Origin of the sequence: Corynebacterium sp. KPL3927, from assembly GCF_040225835.1 — a bacterium.
Taxonomy (GTDB): domain Bacteria; phylum Actinomycetota; class Actinomycetes; order Mycobacteriales; family Mycobacteriaceae; genus Corynebacterium.
Map to the genome: position 1 here is coordinate 1 of NZ_JBEHGD010000021.1, position 22,612 is coordinate 22,612.

Annotated in this window: 19 protein-coding genes; 9 read left to right on the plus strand and 10 right to left on the minus strand. The window is 60.6% G+C overall.

The features are described from left to right. Window positions 1–186 precede the first annotated feature (186 nt). Genes narI through ABRP86_RS09485 form a run of 5 tightly spaced genes read right to left on the minus strand, consistent with a single transcriptional unit; the run spans window position 187 to window position 8,487 of the window. Window positions 187–966 carry a respiratory nitrate reductase subunit gamma gene (gene narI, locus ABRP86_RS09465; protein ID WP_005280178.1) on the minus strand — a complete coding sequence of 260 codons (780 nt, stop codon included), beginning with the start codon at window positions 964–966 and terminating at the stop codon, window positions 187–189. A gap of 10 nt (window positions 967–976) precedes the next feature. After that, window positions 977–1,804 carry a nitrate reductase molybdenum cofactor assembly chaperone gene (narJ, locus tag ABRP86_RS09470; RefSeq protein WP_005280179.1) on the minus strand — a complete coding sequence of 276 codons (828 nt, stop codon included), beginning with the start codon at window positions 1,802–1,804 and terminating at the stop codon, window positions 977–979. Between the two features lie 8 nt (window positions 1,805–1,812). Further along, on the minus strand, window positions 1,813–3,405 hold the full coding sequence (gene narH, locus ABRP86_RS09475; protein ID WP_126318814.1) for a nitrate reductase subunit beta: 1,593 nt from the start codon (window positions 3,403–3,405) through the stop codon (window positions 1,813–1,815). After that, a complete protein-coding gene (locus ABRP86_RS09480) occupies window positions 3,405–7,142 on the minus strand; it encodes a nitrate reductase subunit alpha (protein ID WP_349863913.1) in 3,738 nt (1,245 codons plus the stop codon). The genes narH and ABRP86_RS09480 overlap by 1 nt, the downstream gene beginning before the upstream one ends. A gap of 19 nt (window positions 7,143–7,161) precedes the next feature. Next, window positions 7,162–8,487, minus strand: a complete 1,326-nt coding sequence (locus ABRP86_RS09485) for a nitrate/nitrite transporter (protein WP_349863915.1) — start codon at window positions 8,485–8,487, stop codon at window positions 7,162–7,164. Between the two features lie 228 nt (window positions 8,488–8,715). Here ABRP86_RS09485 and ABRP86_RS09490 point away from each other — a divergent pair, with 228 nt between their 5' ends. Beyond that, window positions 8,716–9,195, plus strand: a complete 480-nt coding sequence (locus tag ABRP86_RS09490; protein WP_349863917.1) for a molybdopterin-binding protein — start codon at window positions 8,716–8,718, stop codon at window positions 9,193–9,195. Window positions 9,196–9,256: 61 nt separating this feature from the next. Here ABRP86_RS09490 and mobA read toward each other — a convergent pair whose 3' ends face one another. The 5 genes from mobA to ABRP86_RS09515 form a co-directional block, all read right to left on the minus strand. Further along, window positions 9,257–9,832 carry a molybdenum cofactor guanylyltransferase gene (mobA, locus tag ABRP86_RS09495; protein ID WP_349863919.1) on the minus strand — a complete coding sequence of 192 codons (576 nt, stop codon included), beginning with the start codon at window positions 9,830–9,832 and terminating at the stop codon, window positions 9,257–9,259. Further along, entirely contained in the window at window positions 9,832–10,311 is a 480-nt protein-coding gene (gene moaC / locus ABRP86_RS09500; protein ID WP_349863922.1) for a cyclic pyranopterin monophosphate synthase MoaC, read from the minus strand. Before moaC ends, mobA begins: the two co-directional genes overlap by 1 nt. Window positions 10,312–10,326: 15 nt before the next feature. Beyond that, on the minus strand, window positions 10,327–11,526 hold the full coding sequence (locus ABRP86_RS09505; protein ID WP_349863924.1) for a molybdopterin molybdotransferase MoeA: 1,200 nt from the start codon (window positions 11,524–11,526) through the stop codon (window positions 10,327–10,329). An 11-nt stretch (window positions 11,527–11,537) separates the two neighbouring features. Continuing rightward, complete coding sequence (moaA, locus tag ABRP86_RS09510) at window positions 11,538–12,650, minus strand: GTP 3',8-cyclase MoaA (protein WP_349863927.1); 1,113 nt, start codon at window positions 12,648–12,650, stop codon at window positions 11,538–11,540. A gap of 61 nt (window positions 12,651–12,711) precedes the next feature. Continuing rightward, window positions 12,712–14,499, minus strand: a complete 1,788-nt coding sequence (locus ABRP86_RS09515) for a long-chain fatty-acid--CoA ligase (protein WP_034659269.1) — start codon at window positions 14,497–14,499, stop codon at window positions 12,712–12,714. A gap of 374 nt (window positions 14,500–14,873) precedes the next feature. Here ABRP86_RS09515 and rho point away from each other — a divergent pair, with 374 nt between their 5' ends. The 8 genes from rho (at window position 14,874) to ABRP86_RS09555 (ending at window position 22,584) form a co-directional block, all read left to right on the plus strand. Continuing rightward, window positions 14,874–16,751 (plus strand): transcription termination factor Rho, encoded by a 1,878-nt coding sequence (rho, locus tag ABRP86_RS09520; protein ID WP_349863930.1) that lies wholly within the window; start codon window positions 14,874–14,876, stop codon window positions 16,749–16,751. Then, window positions 16,744–17,820 carry a peptide chain release factor 1 gene (prfA, locus tag ABRP86_RS09525; protein WP_349853111.1) on the plus strand — a complete coding sequence of 359 codons (1,077 nt, stop codon included), beginning with the start codon at window positions 16,744–16,746 and terminating at the stop codon, window positions 17,818–17,820. The genes rho and prfA overlap by 8 nt, the downstream gene beginning before the upstream one ends. Window positions 17,821–17,829: 9 nt before the next feature. After that, window positions 17,830–18,663 (plus strand): peptide chain release factor N(5)-glutamine methyltransferase, encoded by an 834-nt coding sequence (prmC, locus tag ABRP86_RS09530; RefSeq protein ID WP_349863933.1) that lies wholly within the window; start codon window positions 17,830–17,832, stop codon window positions 18,661–18,663. A gap of 32 nt (window positions 18,664–18,695) precedes the next feature. Continuing rightward, window positions 18,696–19,364, plus strand: a complete 669-nt coding sequence (locus ABRP86_RS09535) for an L-threonylcarbamoyladenylate synthase (RefSeq protein ID WP_023026353.1) — start codon at window positions 18,696–18,698, stop codon at window positions 19,362–19,364. 14 nt (window positions 19,365–19,378) lie between these two features. Beyond that, window positions 19,379–20,554 (plus strand): MraY family glycosyltransferase, encoded by a 1,176-nt coding sequence (locus tag ABRP86_RS09540; protein ID WP_349863935.1) that lies wholly within the window; start codon window positions 19,379–19,381, stop codon window positions 20,552–20,554. A 10-nt stretch (window positions 20,555–20,564) separates the two neighbouring features. Further along, window positions 20,565–20,996, plus strand: a complete 432-nt coding sequence (locus tag ABRP86_RS09545) for a Cg1360 family ATP-synthase-associated protein (protein WP_349863937.1) — start codon at window positions 20,565–20,567, stop codon at window positions 20,994–20,996. Window positions 20,997–21,439: 443 nt separating this feature from the next. Then, window positions 21,440–22,240, plus strand: a complete 801-nt coding sequence (atpB, locus tag ABRP86_RS09550; protein ID WP_005280195.1) for a F0F1 ATP synthase subunit A — start codon at window positions 21,440–21,442, stop codon at window positions 22,238–22,240. Between the two features lie 104 nt (window positions 22,241–22,344). Beyond that, window positions 22,345–22,584 carry an ATP synthase F0 subunit C gene (locus ABRP86_RS09555; RefSeq protein ID WP_005280196.1) on the plus strand — a complete coding sequence of 80 codons (240 nt, stop codon included), beginning with the start codon at window positions 22,345–22,347 and terminating at the stop codon, window positions 22,582–22,584. Window positions 22,585–22,612: the final 28 nt, after the last annotated feature.

Below are 22,612 nucleotides of genomic sequence, written 5' to 3' on the forward strand. Positions count from 1 at the left end.
CCACCCACCCTTCGCGCTCACCGGGAAAGCAGTGTGCCCGTGAAATCACCACCCAGTGAGCGCGAAGGGTGGGTGGGGGCGCGGGTGCGCATGGGTAGCGCAGGAGTAGTTGTAGACAAAAGGAAACCACCGCGGGCCATCCACATACTGGACAGCGCGCGGCGGTGAAGAGGGGGAGGAAACTACCTAGGCACCGTGGCCCGGGGTTTCTCCTTCCAATTGCTTTCGATTGGAGCGGATAGGCTCCCACGCGGTATTGGAGCGCATCGGGGTGGTGCGCTCGTCACGGGAACGGTAGACCACGTACGGGCGAGTGACGTAGCCGACCGGCGCCGAGAAGGCATGGACCAGGCGGGTAAAGGGCCATACTGCGATGATGGTGAAACCGCAGAGGACGTGGACCTTAAATTGCCACGGGGCGCTGGCCATGAGGTCGGGCTGAATGTTGAAAATCAACAGCTGGCGCAGCCATGGGGAAATGGTCTCGCGGTAGTCGTATCCGCCGGTGCCGGCGAGATCAAAAAGCTGCAGGGTAAAGGTGGCAAACGAGCCCGATACCAACGCGAGGCCGAGCAGCGCGTACATGACCTTGTCCGAGGTGGAGGTGGACAAGAACACGGAGCGGTTCTTTAGCCTGCGGTACAGCAATCCGGCAAAGCCCAGCAGAACCGCCAGCGCGGCGATGGATCCTGGGATGGTGGCCAGGAGGTGGTAGGCGTGGTCGCTGATGCCAACGGCCTGGGTCCAGGACTTGGGGAATGCCAAGCCCATCAGGTGGCCGATGACCACGAAAACCATGCCCCAGTGGAAGAGCGGCGAGGATAAACGCAGCAGCTTGGATTCATAGATTTGGGAGGAGTGGGTGGTCCAGCCGAATTGGTCGGATCGCCACCGCCAGAAGATGCCCACGAAGAATGCCGCGATGGCTAACCACGGGAAGGCACCCCAGAGGAAGTTATCAAACATGATGTGGCTCCTAGACGAGGTCTGGTTGGGTAGTGGGGAAGGGAAGGTCTGCAATGCCGACCATCTCGGCGGGTGGGCCGGTGCGGATGAGATCGACGTACTTTTGCGCGGTATCAGAATCGACTTCCGGAAGAGCCTTGCACAGCGCGACGATCAAGCTGACATACGGCGAGCGCTCGTGGGCGAGGGCCGCGCGCAGCACCTCGATTCCCTCGCGGTAACTGGCTACCAATTCGACGGCGCGCTCGTGCGTGTCCCCCTCGCTCATGGCGAGGGCTTCGAGGACGACGCAGAGGTGATCGGGTAGTTCTTCATCCGAAATCTCGAAGCCGAGCGATTCCAATTGCTGGCGGAAGGACAAGATGGCCATTCCGCGCTGGCGGGTATCGCCGACGGCGAAGTAGGACAGGTACAGCGCGCAGCGGCGGCGTTGATCAAAGGTCTCGACGTAGTGCTCTTCCAAGCCGCGCGGGCCGATGCTGCGGGCCCATTCGGCGAAGTTGATGAAGTCGGTGGCAATGGCCAGCGGCAGGTCATCTACCTGGTCTTCGACCACGGAGAGGCGGTCAAAGATGTCTTCGCCTGGGTAATTAAGCAGCACGGACACGGCCATGGCGACGATTCGCCGCTGGTCTTCGGTGACCTCGACCGGCGTGACGAATTCGCGCGGGACTTGACCGGTGTGGGTGCGCAGCGTCTTTTCGACGTCCTTGGCACCGCCCATGGAACCGATGCCGGCGGGAGTTCCGAACCCGGCCACGGGGGCATCGGCACCCTGCGGGGCAGATTGCCGCTGCAGCGATTCCTGGCGCTTGCGGAGTTTATCGAAGATATTCACGGTTTTACCTACTTCCGCGGCGGAAACATGGCATCGGGGCGGTCGCCGCTCCAGGAGAGCAGCGATACCTTACCTTGCGGTTCGGCGCCGTGGGTGCAAGCCTCGGGTGCTCCCATGCCAAGGTCGTGGAAGACGTCCTCGGAGGCCTTGGCCGGGTCCACATCGCCGAACGGATCCAAATCGGTAATGCCGCGCGGGGATTCCGGCGAGGCGGTAGGGATGACGTAGCGGTCATCGTATTTAGCGATGGACAACAGGCGGTACATGCCTTCCATATCCCTGCCCGTCATGCCGACTGCCTGGGCGATTTCCTCCTGCGGCTCGTTGCCCAGGTTGATATCGCGCATATACGAACGCATGGCGACGAGCCGGCGCAGCGACTTTTCTACTGGGACGGTATCGCCGGCGGTAAAAAGGCCCGCCAAGTATTCCAGCGGAATGCGCATATTCGATAGCGCAGAGAAGAGGATCTTGTGGTCCTCACCGTCGTTGCCGGTCGCGGTCACCTTATCAACGATGGGGGATAGCGGCGGGATGTACCAGACCATCGGCAGCGTGCGGTACTCCGGGTGCAGCGGCAGAGCGACGCCGTACTTGAAGATGAGGTCGTAGATAGGCGACTGCTGCGCGGCATCGATCCAGGAGTGCGGGATGCCCTCGGCTTGGGCCGCGCGGACAACCTCTGGGTCGTGGGGATCGAGCATGATCGACTTTTGGGCCTCAAAAAGGTCCTGCTCATTTTCGGTGGATGCGGCCTCGGCGACGCGATCGGCATCGTAGAGGATAACGCCCAAGTAGCGCAGGCGGCCCACGCAGGTCTCGGAGCACACGGTGGGTTGGCCAACCTCGAGGCGCGGGTAGCACAGCGTGCACTTTTCGGCCTTACCGGTCTTGTGGTTGAAGTAGACTTTCTTATACGGGCAACCGGATACGCACATGCGCCAGCCGCGGCAACGGTCCTGGTCCACCAAGACGATGCCGTCTTCGGTGCGCTTGTACATCGCACCGGAGGGGCAGGAGGATACGCAGGTCGGGTTCATGCAGTGCTCGCAAATGCGCGGCAGGTAGAACATGAACGAGTCCTCGATTTCCTTCTTGACCTCGAGGTTCATGTTGTGGAGAACGGGGTCATCGTCAAGCGTGGCAGTAGAGCCACCCAGGTTATCGTCCCAGTTGGAAGACCATTCGATCTTGCCGATGTCCCGGCCGTCGATCTGGGAGACCGGCTTGGCGGTGGGCTGGGTCTTCTGACCCGCCTCGGCGCCCATCAGGTCTTCGTACTGGTAAGTCCAGGGCTCGTAGTAATCCTGGATGGTGGGCAGGTTGGGGTTGTGGAAGAGGGTGGCAAGCTTTTTGAGGCGCCCGCCCGCCTTGGGCTTGATCTTGCCGGAGGCCGTGCGCTCCCAGCCGCCCTTCCACTTTTCCTGGTCTTCCCAGGTGCGCGGGTAGCCGAGGCCGGGGCGGGTTTCGACGTTATTGAACCAGATGTACTCGGTGCCTTCGCGGTTGGTCCATGCCTGCTTACAGGTAACTGAACAGGTGTGGCAGCCAATGCACTTGTCCAAGTTCATGATCATGGAGATTTGGGCCATGACTTTCATTAGTAGGATACCTCCTGGGAACGGCGGCGAACGCGGGTGACTTCATCGCGGTTATTGCCGGTAGGGCCGATGTAGTTGAAGTGGTAGGTCAGCTGGCCATAGCCGCCAGCGATGTGCACCGGTTTGATGGAAATGCGGGTCAGCGAGTTGTGCGTGCCGCCGCGGCGCCCGGTGTGCTCGTTGATAGGTGTGCCCACGGTGCGCTCCTGTGCGTGGTTGCACAGCATGGTTCCCTCCGGGATGCGGTGGGAGACAATGGCGCGGGCGGAAACAACGCCGTTGCGGTTATATACCTCGACCCAGTCATTGTCCGTGACGCCGATTTTCTCCGCGTCCTTATTGGACATCCAGACCACCTGGCCACCGCGCGAGATGGATAGCACGTGCAGGTTGTCAAAGTACTGCGAGTGGATGGACCACTTATTGTGCGTGGTCAGGTAGCGCAGCGTGACTTCGGCCTCGCCCCGGTCATTGGTCAATTCCGTGCCCGGCGCGAATTCACCGTGCATGTGGACGTGATCCAGCGGCGGGCGGAAGATAGGCAGGGATTCGCCGTAGTCCATATACCAGTCGTGGTCGATGTAGTACTGCATGCGGCCGGTCAGCGTGTGCCAGGGCTTGTCGAACTCGACGTTGATGGAAAAGGCGGTGTAGCGGCGCTTATTGCGCTTATCGGCGGTCCACTCCGGGGAGGTGATGACCTCCTTCGGGCGTTCCTTGATGTCGTCCCACGTGATGCGTACGTCTTCATCGGGAGCGCCCAGCGGGGTGAGATCCTTGCCGGTGCGCGAGGACAGGAACTCAAAGCCTTGCTTGGCTAGCTCGCCGTTGGAGACACCGGAAAGGTGCAGGATGGCGTCGATGACCTTGGTGTCCTTGGATAGGTCCACCAGCTCGCCCATCGAGGTCTCCGTGGTGCCACAGATAAGCTCGAGCTCTTTGACCTGCTTTTCCACGTTGAACTTGGTGCCGTGCACGCCGGTGCCGGCCTTGGCGGGAAGCGGGCCCAGGTGGGCCCACTTTTCGTAGACCTTGGTGTAATCGCGCTCGACCACATGCAGCTTCGGCATCGTGACCCCAGGGATAAGGCCCTGTTCTTCGGGGTCGGGGACGATGCCATTGGGCATGCCGAGCTCGTCGGGGCTGTCGTGGTGGCTCGGCTGGGTAATGACATCGCGTTGCACGCCAAGCCACTTGGTGGCTTTATCGGAGAGTGCCGCGGCCAGGTCCCGGAAGACCTCATAGTCCGAGCGCGCCTCCCACGGCGGGTTAATCGCCGCGTTAAATGAGTGCAGGTACGGGTGCATGTCGGTAGAGGACATGTCGTGCTTTTCGTACCAGGTTGCGGCCGGGAAGATGAGATCCGAGACCAGCGTGGTGGAGGTATTGCGGAAGTCCGTGGTCATCATCAGATCCAACTTGCCCTCCGGTGCCTCATCCACCCACTTGATGCTGCGCGGGCGGTCTTCGGGGGCGAGTTCTTCCGCGGTAGCATCCGAGTCGATGCCCAAGAGGTGGCGCAGGAAGAACTCGGTGCCCTTGGCGGACGAGCCGAGCAGGTTGGTGCGCCAGTTGAGCAGGATGCGCGGCCAGTTCTCCTCGGCAGACGGGTTGTCATAGGAGAATTCCAGGCGGCCGCTTTCTAGCTCTTGGACCACGTAGTCGTTGATGTCCATGCCGGCCTCATCGGCTTCATCGGCGAGGAAGAGCGAGTTGCGGTTGAACTGCGGGTAGGCCGGCATCCAGCCGCGGCGCATGGATTCTGCCATGGTATCGGAGACCATCTTGTCCCCAATGGAACCGTGGCTAGCAAGCGGCGAGCCCAAGTGGGAGGCGCGCGAATTATCGTAGCGATACTGCTCGGTGGCGAAGTAGTAGAAGCCGGTGGAAATCATGTGGCGCGGCGGGCGCTGCCAGTCGGCGGCCATGGCCCACTGGGTCCAGCCGTTGATCGGGCGCAGCTTTTCCTGGCCCACGTAGTGCGCCCAACCGCCACCGTTAACGCCCTGGGTACCGCACATGGAGGTCAGCGCCAAGAAGGTGCGGTAGATATTATCGGCGTGGAAGTAGTGGTTGACGCCAGCGCCCATGATGATCTGCGAACGGCCCTTGGAATCCGCGGCGTTTTGCGCGAATTCGCGGCCGATGCGGATGGCAGTATCGGCGGCCACGCCCGTGAGCTCTTCCTGCCATGCAGGGGTTCCGACTTCGCTGGAATCGTGGAAGTCCTTCGGCCAGCTACCCGGCAGGTGGAGATCCTCGCGGTTGACGCCGTAGTGGGCGAGCATGATGTCGAAGACGGTGGTAACCAGCTTGCCGTCGACCTCGCGGACGGGCACGCCGCGGTGGACGATGCCCGCGCCAATGGGCTTATCGGTTCCCACGTCCTCTGGGTTGGTATCGAGGTCAAAGCGGGGGAAGAGCACCTCGGCGGTGTCAAAGCTATCGGTTTCTGCGATGGACATGACCGGATCGGCGTTATCTAGCGCCAGGTTCCACTTGGCGCTTTCGTTATCCCAGCGGTCTGCCACGGTGCCGCCTGGGTCAACGATGCGCCCGTCTTCTTCCATCACCAGGCCACGGTGGGTGGCGTTGGGGGAGGAATTCAAGGTGGCATCGGCAAGCTGCGAGGCGGTGAGGAACTTGCCCGGGGTGTAGGTGCCGTCGCCGCGGTCTTCCAGGGACACAAGGAAGGGTGAGTCGGTGTATTTGCGCATGTAGTTCAGGAAGTACGGTTCCTGGCGGTCTACGTGGAAGGTCTTCAAGATCACGTGGCCCATGGCAAAGGCGAGGGCGGCATCCGTGCCCGGCTCGATGCGGGCCCATTCATCGGCGAACTTGGTGTTATCGGCAAAGTCGGGCGAGACCACGACGACCTTGGTGCCCTTGTAGCGCGATTCCACCATGAAGTGGGCGTCCGGGGTACGGGTGACCGGGATATTCGAGCCCCACATCATGAGGTAGGAAGAGTTGTACCAGTCGCCGGATTCGGGGACGTCGGTCTGGTCGCCGAAGGTCTGCGGCGATGCCGGGGGCAGGTCGGCGTACCAGTCGTAGAAGGAGAGCGCGACGCCGCCGATGGTCTGCAGGAAGCGCATGCCCGCGCCATAGGAGATCTGGGACATGGCCGGGATCACGGTAAAGCCGTTGATGCGGTCCGGCCCGTACTTGCGGATGGTGTAGACGTGCGCGGCCGAGGCGATATCGATGGCCTCTTCATATGAGATGCGGATAAGCCCGCCCTTGCCGCGCTGGGAGATATACGCCTTGCGCTTTTCGGGGTCTTCCTGGATGGCGCGCCATGCCAGGACGGAGTCGCCGTGCTTTGCCTTTTCCTCGCGGAACATATCAACCAGCACGCCGCGTGCATACGGGTAGCGCACGCGGGTAGGAGAGTAGGTGTACCAGGAGAATGAGGCGCCGCGCGGGCAGCCGCGCGGCTCGTATTCCGGCATATCATTGCCGGTGGTGGGGTAATCCACCGCCTGCGACTCCCAGGTGATGACGCCGTCTTTGACGTAGACCTTCCACGAGCAGGAACCGGTGCAGTTCACGCCGTGGGTGGAGCGCACCATCTTGTCGAAGGCCCAGCGGTTGCGATAGAAGACATCTGCCTGGCGGCCGCCCTTTAAGAAAAGTTGCTGACCAGAGTCGGTAGCTTCGCCTTTGCGCAGGTAGGCACCGAACTTAAAGAGCGGATTTGAAGAGCCCTTTTCGGGCGCGAAGTATGCAGTCATGGGGGCTGAAAGCTCCTAATTATCCGGGGAATGGTGCGTTGGGGCGGGCGTAGTAGATCCACACCAGCACGGTGGTGATGGCAAAGTACACGGCGCAGCCCCAGAAGAACGTTGGTGCAGACATCATGGAGAGCAAGACACCTGCGGCAAACGGGCCGAAGGCGCCGATGGCACCGGTCCAACCGATAACGCCGCCTGCTTGGCGCTTGGGCAAAATCATGGGCATTTGCTTAAACGTGCCGGCGTTGCCCAGGCCCGTGAAGAAGAAGAAAATGAGCATGGTGCCCAGGAACCACCAGACCTCATCCGGCTCGTCTGGGGTGAGGAAGAAGGTGGCCACGACGGTAAAGATGGTCATGCCCAGGCAGCCAATGAAGGTCCAGATGGCGCCGCCGAACTTATCGCACAGCGGGCCCCACAGGGCGCGGACGAGCGCACCGATAAGTGGCCCAAGGAAGGCGTAGCTCGCGCCGGCGGGCAGGTTATCGTAGGTGCCGGCAAAGTCGGAGCCTTCGCCGAAGATCTGGTTAATAAGTAGCGCGGTTTGCGCGGCGAAGCCAGAAAATGCGCCGAAGGTCATGAAGTAGACGACGGTAAGAATCCAGGTGTTCTTATTGCCAAAGATGTCCATCTGCTGGCGGAAATTCGCCTTCACGGGAACGTCTTTGAGTAGGGTCCACGCGAGGAACGCTCCGACGATGGCCCACGGCACCAAGAAGATGGCGGGGTTATGGACAAAGATTTCGCCGTCTCCGGTGCGCTGCGGGGCAACAAAACCTACGCCCAGCAGGGTAAAGCCCATGAGCCATGGGGCGACCAGCTGGATAAAGGAGATACCGAAGTTACCGATGCCGGCCTGGATGCCCAGTGCAGTACCGGACAGGCGCTTGGGGAAGAAGTATCCGGTCGAGGGCATGAAGCCGGAGAATACGCCGCCGCCGATGCCCGACAGGAAGGCGAGGGTCAGCAGCCACCAGTAAGGGGTGGAGGAGTCTTGCACCGCGAAGAACCAGCCCAGCATGGGGATGATAAACAGCAGCGAGGAGCTGAAGACGAGCTTGCGCGTGCCAAGGATGGGCGGCAAGAACATGAAAATGAGGCGGAAAATGCCGCAGGCCAAACCGGGGATGGCGGTCAGCCAGTAGAGCTGGCTGCGGGTTAAGTCGAAGCCAATCTGGTTCAACTGCGGAGCAATTGCCGATACGAGGTACCAAGTGGCAAAGCCAATGATAAGGACAAATGTGGAGATCCACAGTGTGCGCCAGGCAATTTTGGAATCCCAGTGGTCGGAATCTTCTGGATCCCAACCTTGGATGACTTTGCCTGAGGTATCAAGAGCAGTCATGATTTCCTCACAGGTAGTAGGTCGTTCAACTCCTTAATCTACCGGCGACTATGCTCGAACAGGTAAATAAAAACGGTAAACTCCGTATCTAATTACGGCATGCAAATGTTGCGTAATTCTTGATCGATTCCGATGCCGCAGGTTAACCCCGTGTCCCAAGTATGTTGGTATCGAAAACGGAATGATGTGATATTGACCACACTGCACAGTGGGGAAGGAATGAGACTTATGTCCCAAAGAATGGCGCAGATAATCGTCAGCTCGGACCGCATTTTGGCCGGGGAAAAGCCGAACCGCGCTGGGGAGAAAGCGGTAGAAATCCTGCGCACCCACGACATCGATGTCGCGCCACCGAGCATCGTGCCGGAGGGCTATACGCCAGTCGACGACGCGCTGCGCACCGCCGTGGATACCGGCACCGATATCGTCGTGGTCATCGGCGGCACTGGCATCGGGGAGACGAACCTGACCCCAGAGGTCACCGAGCGCTATATCAAGGCCCGCCTCTACGGCCTGGAGACCCAGGTGCTCCTGCGCGGGCTCGAGTCCTCGCCCAAGGCGGGCCTGTCCCGCGGGATCATCGGCATGACCGAGCACGGCGGCGGTAGCCTCATCATCAATTGCGCCTCATCCACCGGTGCCGTGGCAGATGCCCTTGGGGTTATTGCGCCGCTGCTTGCCGATGTCTTCCGCTCCCGCGGCGAATAATCTCTCACCCCTCCCCGTAACCCGACCTTCGCGCTCACGGGGAGGGTGGAGTGTGGCTAGATTAGCCGCGCCGGTGAGCGCGAAGGGCGGGGTGTGGCGGAATGGCCTGCAACTCGGCAGGGGTATCGTAATCGCGCTCGGCGCCGGTGCCGGCCACCTCGACGAAATCGGCGCCGCGGATAAGCCTTCGCACGGAGACGTTGCGGGTCGATTCCAGCGCGCCCAAGCGCTCAAAGAGCGCAGCGGTATGCCACAGTGAACACAGCGGTTGTAAGTACCCATCCGCGGCGTGGGTAATCGCGGCACCCGCGGTGGGCGCGGCGTTTAGGGCGTTACCAAGGCGCGGCAACAGTTGCGGGGAATCGGGCGCATCCACCGCGAAGAGCGCCAGGCGGTCGCACTGGGAGAGTGCGCGCGCACCAGCCTCGATGCCGGCGACGGGGCCGCCGAAAAGTGGGGACTCGCACACCTGCGGCAGGCCGAGGTAGTGCGGGGAGATAACAATGGACGGCATGCCATAGGGAAGCTGGTGCCGCAGGCGGTCCACCAGGCGCAGGCCAAAAGCGCGCACCTGGGCCTTATCGGCCCCGCCCATGCGGCGCGATTGCCCGCCGGCCAGAATGATCGCGCCGTCCATTAAGCCTCCGGGAGGGGCCTGGACCAATCGCCGGAGCGGCCACCTGATTTCGCCACGATGCCGCACCGGCGAATAAAAGCTGAGCGATCGACGCCCTTGACCATGTCAATGAGCGCCAAGGCGGCCACGTTGACCGCGGTCAGCGCCTCCATTTCGACGCCGGTGCGGTCGGCGGTGCGCACGGTGGCGGTGATCTTCACGTGGGCATCGGCAAGCTCAAGATCCACCGCGCAGCCATGCACTCCGATGGTGTGGGCGAGCGGCAGGAGCTCTGGGACCTTCTTTGCCGCGGAAATGCCGGCGATGCGCGCGACCGCCAGGACGTCGCCCTTGGGCACGGTGCCCTCGCGCAGCACGGTCATGACCTCCGGGGAACAGGCGACCTCGCCCTCGGCGGTGGCGGTGCGCACGGTCGGCTGCTTCTCGGTCACATCGACCATGTAGGCGGTGCCGGCGGAATTGAGGTGGGTAAACTCCATGAAAAATTCTCCTCGTTAATACAGATAGAAGGTGGTCTCTTCGCCCACTGCGGGCGCGGGTCCATCAATGATGCAATACCCATTCGTACCGGCCAACGAGACCACGCGGTGGCTGCCGCGGCTTAACGCGCCAGTAATCCTGGGGTTTCCCGCAAAGCTCACGGTGACCGGAACGATGATGGGGCGCGTGCGTGCAGGTGGCAGCGGTACCTCGACCTTTGCGCGCAGTTGGACGGCCTCCCGCGGGTGGGGCTGCCCCGATAAGGCTGCGATAAGCGGGCGGGCATAGAGCTGGAAACCGACGAACGCCGCCACCGGATTGCCCGGCAGCGAGAGCACCGGAACGCCCCGCCACGTGCCGATGCCCTGCGGCGCGCCGGGCCGCTGGTGAACGTGCCCGAACCACGAATTATCGCCCGTGCCCAGCACCCCGTGCACCACGTCGAAGGCGCCGGCCGATACCCCGCCGGAGGTAATAATGAGGTCGTGGGATTCGGTGAGCTCATCGAGCAGCCGGGATAACTCCGCGGGCTCGTCGCCGACGTGGGAGTAGGACTCCGTGTGGGCGAGGGAGGCAAGCATTGGCCCATTGGAATCCGGCAGGCGCCCTGGGGAAAGCTCGTCCGGATAGGGGGATAGCTCATTGCCGGAAGAAATCACCGCGATGCGCGGGCGCTGGTAAGCCTGCACCGAATAGATACCGGTGGAGATAAGCGCTGCGATAACGGCCGCATTCGCGGTGATCCCAGCCGTAGCAACGACGGTGCCTGGTTGTATATCTTCGCCAGCGGAGCGGATATGCGTTTTTGCGGGCGCTTCGGTGATCGTGACCTCGCGCGGCAACTCCGTGGGCCCAGGCGGGACAGAGGTGTTTTCTACTGGGACGACTAGAAGGCCAGTAACATTGCCTACGGGCGCGCCGGTCATGATGCGCACCGCATGGCCGGCGGGAACTGCCTGGGCGGTAGCCCCGGCAGGAACATCGCCTGCTACCGGCAGCGTCCACGGGCCCGCGCCCGAAATATCTGCGGCGCGGACGAGGAAGCCATCCATCGCGGAATTGGCAAATGGCGGGACGGGAAAGCGCGCGGTCGCATCCTCCGCTAATATCCGTCCGCGCAGCGCTGGGCCAACGGGAACGGACTCTGCGCGCGGCGCCGGCGCCAGTGCCAGAACCGCGGAAAGGTGCTCAGAAATGGAACGCGATGCGGACATAAATATTTAGACTAGCCGCCAATGGCAGACATGGGGCGATCCGGCTGCAAGAAGCCCTCATCATCAATGCCGTGGCCCGGTTTCTTCGTCCACATTTCCCCGGCCCATGCCTCCATTAATTCCTCGTCGCTGGCCCCGGAGCGAATGAGATCCCGCAACTGGGTTTCGGAATTACCAAAGAGGCAGTTGCGCACGGCACCATCGGTAGTAAGCCGCGTGCGGTCGCAGTCGCCACAAAAGGGATGGGTCACCGAGGCGATGATGCCAAGCTTGCCGGCGGTGCCATCGGGGGCGATAGCATCCCACAACGCGGCCGGGGCCGATCCGCGCGGCTCGCGCGCCGGGCGCATGGAAAAGTGGCTTTGTAGCCGGTGCAAGATGTCATCGGCGGTGACCATGTCCTCGCGGCGCCATTTTTCCCGCGGGCCGAGCGGCATTTGCTCAATAAAGCGCAGCTGGGCGCCCTGGTGCAGGGCATAGTCCGCCAGCGGGACGATATCTTCCTCATTGACGCCGGGCATGACCACGGCATTGATCTTGACGGGATTTAATCCGGCATCTGCCGCGGCGGCGATGGCCTCGAGCACGTGGGATAGGCGGTCGCGGCGGGTGAGTGCGGCATAGCGTTGAGGATCGATGGTATCCAGCGAGATATTGATGCGGTCGAGCCCCGCGGTAGCGAGTTGTGCCGCGCGCTTTTCCAAGCCCAATCCGTTGGTAGTTAGCGCCGTGGACGGCGCGATGCCTTCATCCGTGGTGAGTTCCTTGGTGGCGGCGATGATTTTTCCCAAGGATTTGCGCAGCAGCGGTTCGCCGCCGGTAAAGCGCACCTGGCGGATGCCGAGCTTTTCTACGCCGAGGCGGATAAGCCGGATGGTTTCTTCATCGGACAGCGTTTGCTGCGTGGGCATCCACTCTAAGCCTTCGGCCGGCATGCAGTACGTGCAGCGCAGGTTGCAGCGATCCGTAAGCGACACGCGTAAGTCGCGGGCCCTGCGGCCATAGCGGTCAACCAAGGCGCGCGTGCCGTCGCTTGCCGCAGCAGGTAAATCCTCCGGCGGCTGCGACCGGCCCACGGTGGGCAGGGGCAGGGAGACCGCTGAAGAAGACGTTGGTGAAGTCATTGCTGCCAGTCTAAGAGTGGGGAACAAGGTACACCAAGCTACAACGCAACCTGGCCGGGGATTATTCCTCGTTTTCCCGGTTAAAATCGCTTTCGTCGATATCGTCAAGGCGCTGCGCTTCACCCGGGCCCTTGAGGCGGATGATGTTGTATTCGCCTTCGGCCAAGTGGGTACGCAAATCCTTTTTATCGAACTTGCCCACTGAGGTCTTATCGATCGACTTTACAAAGGTCCAGTACTCCGGCAGCATCCAGCTGGGCAATTCCTTGTGCAGGCTCTGGCGCAATTTTTCGGCCGTTTCGATGGTGGGAGAGGCTTTCTCATCTAAGACGGTCACGGCGAGGGGGCGTTCCACCCACTGCTTGTCCGGGTAGCCAATCACCGCGGCTTCCACCACATCGGAATTGGCCATGATGAGGTTTTCCAACTGCACCGAATAGATCCACTCGCCGCCCGAGCGGATGACATCGCGGGCGCGGTCCTCAACGGTGAGGAAGCCGTCCTTCGTCACAGATCCGACATCGCCGGTGCGCAACCAGCCATCCGCGGTGAACTTGGACTCCGCGGCCTCGACCGGCTTGCCGCGGAACTCGGAGGCCACCTCGCCCGGCTCGGCGGTGGGGGAATGATAATAAGAACCGGTCACGAGGTTGCCACGCACCTGGAGCTCACCGGCATTGCGGTCGGTCTTGGATACCACTTGGCCGTCATTTACCACGCGGTACTGCAGCGAAGCTGCAATCTTGCCCTGGGAGATGCGATAAGCCCAGCGGGTATCGCCGGAGGCACCCTGCGGCGGGCGGGCGACGCTGCCAACCGTCGAGGTTTCCACCATGCCCCAGACGTGGACCACGTCGACACCGTAATGCTCCTCCCACATCTTAATAAGCTGCGGCGGCACAGGTGAGCCGCCGGCGAAGATCTCCGTCAGAGTCATGCGCTCTGGCGGATTGTGCATGTAGTGCACGAAGAGCTGGATCCAGATGGTAGGCACGCCGTGGGCCACGCGCGGCGACGTGGCCGCGATGACCTTGGCGAGTGTGGGGGCGGAGACGTCGGCATCGGGAAGCACGAGTGGGGTGCCCGTCATGAAACACGTAAAGGGAACGCCCCAGCTCAGCACGTGATAGATGGGAATGCAGCACAGGAAGGTTTCGCCGTGGGTAATGCACAGCGAATCCGAGGAACGCAGCTGCATGGCCTCGAGGTAGAGCGAGCGGTGGGAATATAACACGCCCTTCGGTGCGCCAGTGGTGCCGGTGGAATAGCACAGTGCGGCGGCGGTGCGCTCATCGAGCTCGGGCCAATCGTAGATGGTAGAGCGGCCATCCAACAGGGCCTCATAGGAATAAAACTCGATGCCGCGCGGAAAGTGGTGGGCAAAGCGCTGCGGCGATTGGGAACCGGTAAAAATCACCGAATGCACGGAAGGCGCGCCGTTTAAAACCGTGCCCAACTGCGGGGCAAGCCGGGGATCGCAGACGATGACGGAGACCTCGGCATGGCTGATGATGTGCCGAATCTGGTCATTCATCAGCTGCTTATTCAGCGGGGTAAAAACTGCGCCCTTGCAGGCGGAACCAAACATGACCTCGAGGTGTTCGGCGCAATTCCACATGAAGCTACCCACGCGCTGATCACCGGTAATGCCGAGGTCATCGTGTAAAACATGGGCAAAGGCTGCCGCGCGGGCAGCGATATCGCGGAAGGTAACCTTTTCTGCGGGGCCAAACTCGGACCCGGTTCCCTCGCCGTGCCAGGTGGTCACAGTGGTATTGCCGTGCACTGACGCGCCGTATTCCAAAATACGGGTTAAAGACAGGGGAATATCCATCATCGTGGAAAGCATGCTTCCACTGTAGCGGTGTCCAAGTACTCACCGCGAAGCGAATGCGCTATAATTGCCTTCGACTGATAGGAAAGCGGGAAAATCTTCCCAATCCTATGCAATCGGGCCCAGTGACAGGTCCCATCGTTATACATTGCCCACAGTCGTTTCTTGAATTCTTCCGCCCCCGCGTACTGGCTACAAGGGGGATTTCCCTTAAGGTAACCGGAAGAGGCCTCATACTTATTGCCCGGCAGGGTGCGCTAGCGCCTTGGCACGAGGGCGAAAAGATAAGAAAAATACACATCGGCTTCCAGTGCACCCGCCCAAGCTTCCCTGAAGTGGGGGAGGGCGGATCCCAACTATGGACCTGGTCAAGCAACGAAAGGATATCCGTGAGCGATACGGACAACACCGCGGCACAGGATCTCGCATCCCTGAAGCTGCCGGAATTGCGCAAAATGGCCGCTGAGCGCGGCCTTCGCGGCGTCTCTGCCCTGCGCAAAGGGGATCTCATCACCGCCATTAAAACCGGTCAGGTTCCCGCAAAGGCGAAGGCAAAAATAGAGCAGGCAGAAAAGGCCGAAAAGGCCGAGAAACCCGCTGAGGATGCGGCACCTGCCAAGCAGAAAGATAAGCCGTCCAAGAAGGATGACCGCGGCGAGAGCGATAACGGCAAATCCGGCGAACAGCAGGACAACCGCGGCAAAGACCGCAAGGACAACGGCGACGACCAGCGCTATGAGTCGCGGTCGCAGGCCCGCCGTGCCCGCCGCAACCGCGCCCGCCGCCAGGAGCGCCAAGAGCAAGGCGATAATAACCGCGGCGAGAATAACCGGGGTGACAACAATCGGGGCGAGGGGCAGAACCAGAATCGCCACCAGGATCGCCGCGATGACTCCCAGGATGGCTCCGATAACCAGGGAGACAAGCAGGGCGAGAAGAACGGCGATAATAATCACCGCAATAATCGCAATGACGATAATAATTTTGACCGCGGCAACCGACGCGGCCGTCGCAACCGCCGGAATCGGCGGGGTGGCAGGGGCAATAATGATAACCACGGCGGCGGCAATGACCTGCAGGTACGCGAGGGCGATGAGCTGCAGGCAGTTGGCGGCATCTTGGATGTCGTAGACAATAACGTCTCGTTCCTGCGCACCACTGGGTACCGCGCGGGCGATGCGGATGTCTTTGTTAATAAGAACATTGTGCGCCGGCTGGGCCTGCGCTCTGGTGATGCCATTACCGGTCAGGTCGAGGTGGCTGGGCCTACCCACACCCACGGCAATGGCCGCAACCGCCGCAAGTACAACCAGTTGGTGCAGGTCGATACCGTCAATGGGATCGATCCTGAAGAGGCCAAGCAGCGCCCGCATTTTAATAAGTTGACGCCGCTGTATCCTAACCAGCGCCTGCGCTTGGAAACGGATCCAAAGATCCTCACCACCCGCGTTATCGACCTGATCATGCCGATTGGTAAGGGCCAACGCGCGCTCATCGTCTCGCCGCCGAAGGCCGGTAAGACCACGATTTTGCAAAACATCGCGAATGCGATTGCTACCAATAACCCCGAGTGCTACCTCATGGTCGTGCTGGTGGATGAGCGACCCGAAGAGGTCACGGACATGCAGCGCTCAGTGAAGGGCGAGGTCATTTCTTCGACCTTTGACCGCCCGCCATCAGAGCACACCTCCGTTTCCGAGCTGGCCATCGAGCGCGCCAAGCGCTTGGTGGAGCAGGGCAAGGACGTCGTGGTGCTGCTGGATTCCATCACCCGCTTGGGCCGCGCCTACAACAATTCCTCCCCGGCATCGGGCCGCATCCTGTCTGGTGGTGTGGACTCCAATGCGCTCTACCCGCCAAAGCGCTTCTTGGGCGCCGCCCGCAATATCGAAGAGGGCGGTTCGCTGACCATCATCGCCACCGCGATGGTGGAGACCGGTTCTACTGGCGATACCGTCATCTTCGAGGAATTCAAGGGCACGGGCAACGCGGAACTGAAGCTGGACCGCGGGATCTCGGAGCGCCGCGTATTCCCGGCCGTGGATGTCAACCCCTCTGGTACCCGCAAGGACGAGCTCCTGCTGGTGCCTGAAGAGGCGCGCATTATGACCAAACTGCGCCGCATCCTATCGGCTCTGGATTCCCACCAGGCAATTGACCTGTTGATCAAGCAGCTTAAGAAGACCCGCTCGAATGGCGAGTTCCTCATGCAGGTGGCTTCTTCGGCACCAATGGCTGCGGATAAGGACGAGGAAGACTATGTCTAATCAAGTTTCCATGGTTGATGACATTGTGTCGGAATACCAGGGCATTGAAATGCAGATGGGCGACCCAGAAATCGCCGGCGATCAGCAGGCTTTTCGCAAGCTGTCCAAGCGGTACGCGGAGTTGCGCCCCATCATCATGGTCAACAATGAGCTGACCCAGGCGCGCGAGGATCTCGCGGACGCCAAGGAGATGGCTTATGAAGACCACGACTTCCAGGAAGAAGCGGACCGCCTAGCGGTATCTGTGGAAGAGCTAGAAGAAAAGCTGGCTGACCTGCTCGCCCCGCGCGATGAGCAGGACTCGGAAGACATCATCATGGAGATCAAGGCCGGTGCCGGCGGCGAAGAAGCTGCGCTCTTTGCCGGCGACTTAGCCCGCATGTACGAGCGTTTTGCCGATAAGATCGACTTTAAGTGGGAGGTCTTGGGCCTTAACGAATCCGATTTGGGCGGAGTGAAGGACATGACCATTTCCTTCCGCGCTAAGTCTCCGACGCGCGATGGCGCGTGGTCCGTATTCAAGTTTGAAGGCGGCGTCCACCGCGTGCAGCGCGTGCCGGTCACGGAATCGCAGGGCCGCATCCAGACTTCTGCCGCCGGAGTGCTGGTGTACCCGGAGCCTGAAGAGGTGGAATCGGTCAATATCGATGACAAGGATATCCGCGTCGATGTGTACCGCTCCTCCGGTAAGGGTGGTCAGGGTGTGAACACCACCGACTCCGCGGTGCGCATTACCCACCTGCCCACGGGCTTGATTGTTACCTGCCAGAAGGAACGTTCGCAGATCCAGAACAAGGCCCGCGCCCTGCAGGTGCTGCAGGCCCGCCTGGATCAGATGGAACGCGAGGCCCGCGAGGCCGAGGCTGGCGAGCAGCGCGCCTCCCAGGTGCGCACCATGGACCGCTCCGAGCGCGTGCGCACCTATAACTGGCCCGAAAACCGCATTACGGATCACCGCATTGGTTATAAGGCCAATAACCTGGATTCCGTGTTGAACGGCGATATGCAGGATCTCATCAAGGCCCTGCAGGACCAGGAACGCGCCGAGCGCCTTGAGGCCGAGGGATAATAGCGGTCGATGGAATCGTACGGTGAGGCGCTGCGCTATGGGGTGCAGCGCCTTCGCGTTGCTGGGGTAGGAAGCCCCGAGTGGGATACGCGCATCCTCATCTCCCACCTCATTCACTGCGGGCATTTGGATATTCCGCTGCATGAGCTACCTATGCCCGGCTTTGACGTGGCCTTTGAAGCGCTTTTGCGCAGACGGGAACAGCGCGAGCCACTGCAATACGTGCTGGGTACGGCGTGGTTTGGCCCCCTGGATTTGAAGGTGGGTCCGGGCGTGTTCATTCCGCGCCCGGAAACGGAGGTGATGGCGGATTGGGCGGTCCACCACGCACCAGGCTCGCGCATGGTGGATTTGTGCTCGGGTTCGGGCGCGCTGGCGCTCTACCTGCAGCATTACGTACCGCAGGCGGAGGTTAAGGGAGTAGAGCTTTCCGATGCCGCCCTCGAGTTCACCCGCGCCAATACCCACCGCACCGGGGTAGAGGTGGTGCAGGCGGATGCGACCGACATCCAGACTCTGGCGGACTGGAATGGCACGGTCGATCTAGTAGTGAGCAACCCGCCTTATGTACCGGAAGATCCGAATTTGCAGCCGGAGGTGTATCACGATCCGCACGTGGCCGTCTTCGGCGGCGATGACGGCATGGGAGTAATCCGCGGGTTGATTCCCACGATCGCCAGGCTTCTGCGGCCTGGTGGGATCATGGCGATTGAACACGACGATACGACTGGCGATGCAGTGCGTGATTCGGTGCGTGACCACGGTGGCTTTTCCCATATCGCTCCGCTTAAGGACTTAACTGGCACGCCGCGCTTTATTACCGCGCAGCGCGCGGTAAACTAAGGCATCACCGTCGGGCAAGAAGGGGACTATTGATGCAAGGAAAAATTTATAATTGCGCCGATGACACTGAGCGTGAGGAAGGCGTGAGCATCGCCACCAAGGCCGCCAAGTCTGGGCGGCTTGTGGTCATGCCCACCGATACGCTTTATGGCTTGGGCTGCGATGCCTTCGATAATGACGCGGTAGCCAATCTGCTTGCCACCAAGCAGCGTGGGCCGGATATGCCGGTTCCCGTGCTCGTCGGATCCTGGAACACCGTGCGCGGCCTCGTCGCCTCGTATCCCGATTCCACCCGTGACCTCGTTGAAGCCTTTTGGCCAGGCGGACTATCCATCGTCGTGCCTCAGGCCCCGTCCCTGCCGTGGAACTTAGGTGATACCCGCGGTACCGTCATGCTGCGGATGCCCCTTCACCCGATTGCCATCGAGCTTTTGCGCGAGGTAGGGCCGATGGCGGTTTCTTCTGCCAATATTTCTGGACACCAACCGCCGACGACCGCGCAAATGGCCAAGGCTCAATTGGGCAAGGCCGTCACCGTGTATTTGGATGGGGGAGAAACGGACATTGGCAAGCCCTCGACCATCATTGATCTCTCTGGTGACCATCCATTCCTACTGCGCGAGGGTGCATTATCCGCGGAAGAGATTGGTGAGGTCCTCGGCGTCTCGGCTGACTCGTTGCGCACACGGCCCCAAGGATAGAAGGAGCATTTCGCGTGAGCGGCACTGGCGTACCGCTGCGCGAGTTGGCCTTGGTCATCCTCGTTGCAGCGACATTTACCTACCTGACCACCGGCGTAGTGCGATCCTTTTTGGTCCGCACGGGCCGGGTGGCAGAAATTCGCCTGCGCGATTCCCACTCCCAGCCCACACCCCGCATGGGCGGGCTCGCCATGTTTACCGGCTTTGGCGCGGCGATATTCCTCGCAGCCCAGCTTCCAGCCTTGACTCGCGGGTTTATGCCCGTCACCCCCGAGATGAGTGCGGTGTTGTGGGCGGCGCTGGCCATCGTGCTTTTGGGGATTGCCGATGACTACCTGGAACTCGGGGCCCTCATCAAGCTTTTTGGGCAGCTCTTTGCCGCCGCCCTTATGAGTGGCTTGGGACTCACGTGGACGCTGCTCTTTATCCCCTTCGGTGGCGGCACCACGGTAGTCCTTGACCAGATTCAAAGCACCCTCCTTACCGCTTTTTTCACGGTCCTTCTCATCAATGCCATCAACTTCGTTGACGGCCTCGATGGTCTAGCCGCGGGCCTTGGGCTCATTGCAGGCGGCGCCATTTTAGTCTTTTCGCTCACCGTTCTGCATGACCAAGGCGGGGCGGTATCGGCGTATCCACCCGCCATTATCAGTGCCGCTTTGGTGGGGATGTGTGCGGGCTTTTTGCCTCATAACTTTGAACCCTCTCGAATTTTTATGGGCGATTCCGGCTCCATGCTTATCGGCCTCTTGCTCGCCGCGGCCTCCACTTCCGCCTCCGGCAAGATCAACATGTCCCTCTACGGCACCGTGGACATGGTGGCGCTTATGTCGCCCATCCTCGTGGTGGTTGCAGCGGTGTTTATTCCAGTCTTAGACCTTGTCTGGGCGGTTATTCGCCGCCTGTCCCAGGGGCGCTCGCCGTTTTCTGCGGATAAGGCACATATCCACCACCGCCTTTTGTCTCTGGGGCATACGCACCGGCGCACCGTGCTCGTGTTGTACCTCTGGGTGTCTGCGGTTGCCTTTGGTGCGGTGTCGTTTTCTATCGTGCCAGCCCCAGTGGCAATCGGCCTGTCCATCATGGCGTTGTTGATTGCCTTTGGCGCGACGCTGATTCCACTGCGGCAGGGCAAGATTGGTCTCAGGTCGTCGGATGATTGCGTAGTGCGTGACTCGCCGAGCGCGTGAGGTAGGGTGAATGTCCGTGAGTGACACAACGGAAAATGCTAATTTCGATGACCCGCGCCTGCCGCTGCAGCGTGCCGTAAAGAAGGGGGCTACCGCCCTCGGCATCTTTACCATCATTTCCCTCGCCGTCTGGGGCGGGGCACAAGGTGTCGCCGGGCTCTGGGGCGTTCTCGTCGGCGCTGCCCTCGGCGGCGGCTTTGTCCTGTTTACTGCGTTGTCGGTGCTCTTTACCGCCCACTCGACGCCCTCCACCACCATCGCGGTGGTATTGGGCGGTTGGCTTATCAAGTTGATCGTCCTCATCGGAGTTCTGGCGATTATCCGGGACATGGATTTCTATGACACGTGGGCGCTCTTTGTCACCGTCGTCGTAGCGCTCATCGTTACCTTAGGCAGTGAGGTCTGGACTGTGGTCACTTCAAGGGTCACCTACGTGTCCTAATTCGGGCCGATATATGGGATCAGCCGTCGCGCACTGGGCTTGCGCGGCGGCCTTTTTATGCCTGCATGCTGGCATTAATGGAACATGGCCACCCCCGAGGAGGTGTGTTGTCCCGAGGGTGTGATCAAATGCACGTTTGTGAATTGAGCAGGAATAGCGCGGTTTTGTATGGCAAAAGACGGAAATGGCGCTATCGGGTGTGGCTTATGGGGCCCCCACGTGCGAAAACTGTTGATCCAGCTGATACGATTTGCAACGGGTTGCCGCGGGGTTAAGTGTTGCGCTTGAATCCTGCACGGTAAATCCCTGTCTTGTTCACGCTGATGTGCGACGGAGTCCGTGTTCAAGGCAGAGAGTTTGAGACGTCCATCGCACCACAGAGGCCAGCTACTGGCTGTGTGGCCCGAACACGGGAGAGAACGCTGAGCGTTACAACATTGGCTATGAAAGGGCACTTCCATACGCCCGATCTAGGTGAAGAATTCTTCCCGGGGCAAATTGATGCCGACCATCTGTTTTTCGGCGACTTCGCCGATGGATGGTTCGCGCTTGATCGCCTGATGCTGATTCGCATTTTGATGACGCTAATTGTGGTGATCCTTTTCTGGGCTGCCTTTAAGAACCCTAAGTTGGTTCCTTCTGGCATTCAGAATGTAGGCGAGAACGCGGTCGACTTCGTCCGCGTCCATATCGCCGAGGACATTTTGGGTAAGAAGGAGGGAAAGCGATTCCTGCCAATTATCGCTAGCATCTTCTTCGCGGTTCTGTTTATGAACGTCGCGACCGTTATCCCGGGACTGAACGTCTCGCCCAACGGTCGTATTGGTATGCCAATTGTGTTGGCAGCCGTTTCGTACATCGTCATGATTTACGCCGGTGCCAAGCGTTACGGCTTTGGTAAGTTCATTCGCTCCTCCGTAGTGATTCCGAACTTGCCACCGGCATTGCACCTTTTGGTGGTACCGATTGAGTTCTTCTCTACGTTCATTCTGCGACCGGTTACCCTTGCAATTCGTCTCATGGCGAACTTCCTTGCTGGACACATCATCCTGGTTCTTCTCTTCTCTGCTACGAACTTCTTCTTCTGGCAGCTAAATGGTTGGACCGTCCTGTCTGGGCTGACCGTGGTCTTGGGCTTGGCGATGAGCCTGTTCGAGATTCTGGTCATCTTCTTGCAGGCGTACATCTTCGCCTTGTTGACGGCGGTGTACATTGAGTTGTCCTTGCACGCTGATTCGCACTAAGGACGAGGTCGACGAGCGCGACCGAGTAATCCACCTAATTACACAACACTGACATTCGGTCCGGTTCGGACTGAAGATTTTTATGAAAGGGAACGACTTTCACCATGAACGAAATCATTCTGGCACAGGATGCTGCTACGACGTTCGAAGGCTTCGGCACCATCGGTTACGGCCTGGCTGCTATCGGCCCTGGTATCGGTATCGGCATCGTCGCCGGCAAGACCGTTGAGGCTATGGCTCGCCAGCCGGAGATGGCCGGCCAGCTGCGTACCACCATGTTCCTGGGTATCGCCTTCACCGAGGCCCTGGCCCTTATCGGCCTCGTTGCCGGCTTCCTGTTCTAAAAGTACGAGTTTTCCAAACCGAAACTTT

What these genes read in the sequence shown, in the direction of transcription:
- moaA (WP_349863927.1), bottom strand. Translation starts at nt 12,650, where the DNA reads ATGACTTCACCAACGTCTTCTTCAGCGGTCTCCCTGCCCCTGCCCACC.
- prmC (WP_349863933.1), top strand. Translation starts at nt 17,830, where the DNA reads ATGGAATCGTACGGTGAGGCGCTGCGCTATGGGGTGCAGCGCCTTCGC.
- narH (WP_126318814.1), bottom strand. Translation starts at nt 3,405, where the DNA reads ATGAAAGTCATGGCCCAAATCTCCATGATCATGAACTTGGACAAGTGC.
- prfA (WP_349853111.1), top strand. Translation starts at nt 16,744, where the DNA reads ATGTCTAATCAAGTTTCCATGGTTGATGACATTGTGTCGGAATACCAG.
- atpB (WP_005280195.1), top strand. Translation starts at nt 21,440, where the DNA reads ATGAAAGGGCACTTCCATACGCCCGATCTAGGTGAAGAATTCTTCCCG.
- ABRP86_RS09480 (WP_349863913.1), bottom strand. Translation starts at nt 7,142, where the DNA reads ATGACTGCATACTTCGCGCCCGAAAAGGGCTCTTCAAATCCGCTCTTT.
- ABRP86_RS09545 (WP_349863937.1), top strand. Translation starts at nt 20,565, where the DNA reads ATGTCCGTGAGTGACACAACGGAAAATGCTAATTTCGATGACCCGCGC.
- moaC (WP_349863922.1), bottom strand. Translation starts at nt 10,311, where the DNA reads ATGGAGTTTACCCACCTCAATTCCGCCGGCACCGCCTACATGGTCGAT.
- ABRP86_RS09515 (WP_034659269.1), bottom strand. Translation starts at nt 14,499, where the DNA reads ATGCTTTCCACGATGATGGATATTCCCCTGTCTTTAACCCGTATTTTG.
- ABRP86_RS09485 (WP_349863915.1), bottom strand. Translation starts at nt 8,487, where the DNA reads ATGACTGCTCTTGATACCTCAGGCAAAGTCATCCAAGGTTGGGATCCA.
- mobA (WP_349863919.1), bottom strand. Translation starts at nt 9,832, where the DNA reads ATGGACGGCGCGATCATTCTGGCCGGCGGGCAATCGCGCCGCATGGGC.
- ABRP86_RS09505 (WP_349863924.1), bottom strand. Translation starts at nt 11,526, where the DNA reads ATGTCCGCATCGCGTTCCATTTCTGAGCACCTTTCCGCGGTTCTGGCA.
- ABRP86_RS09535 (WP_023026353.1), top strand. Translation starts at nt 18,696, where the DNA reads ATGCAAGGAAAAATTTATAATTGCGCCGATGACACTGAGCGTGAGGAA.
- narI (WP_005280178.1), bottom strand. Translation starts at nt 966, where the DNA reads ATGTTTGATAACTTCCTCTGGGGTGCCTTCCCGTGGTTAGCCATCGCG.
- ABRP86_RS09555 (WP_005280196.1), top strand. Translation starts at nt 22,345, where the DNA reads ATGAACGAAATCATTCTGGCACAGGATGCTGCTACGACGTTCGAAGGC.
- ABRP86_RS09490 (WP_349863917.1), top strand. Translation starts at nt 8,716, where the DNA reads ATGTCCCAAAGAATGGCGCAGATAATCGTCAGCTCGGACCGCATTTTG.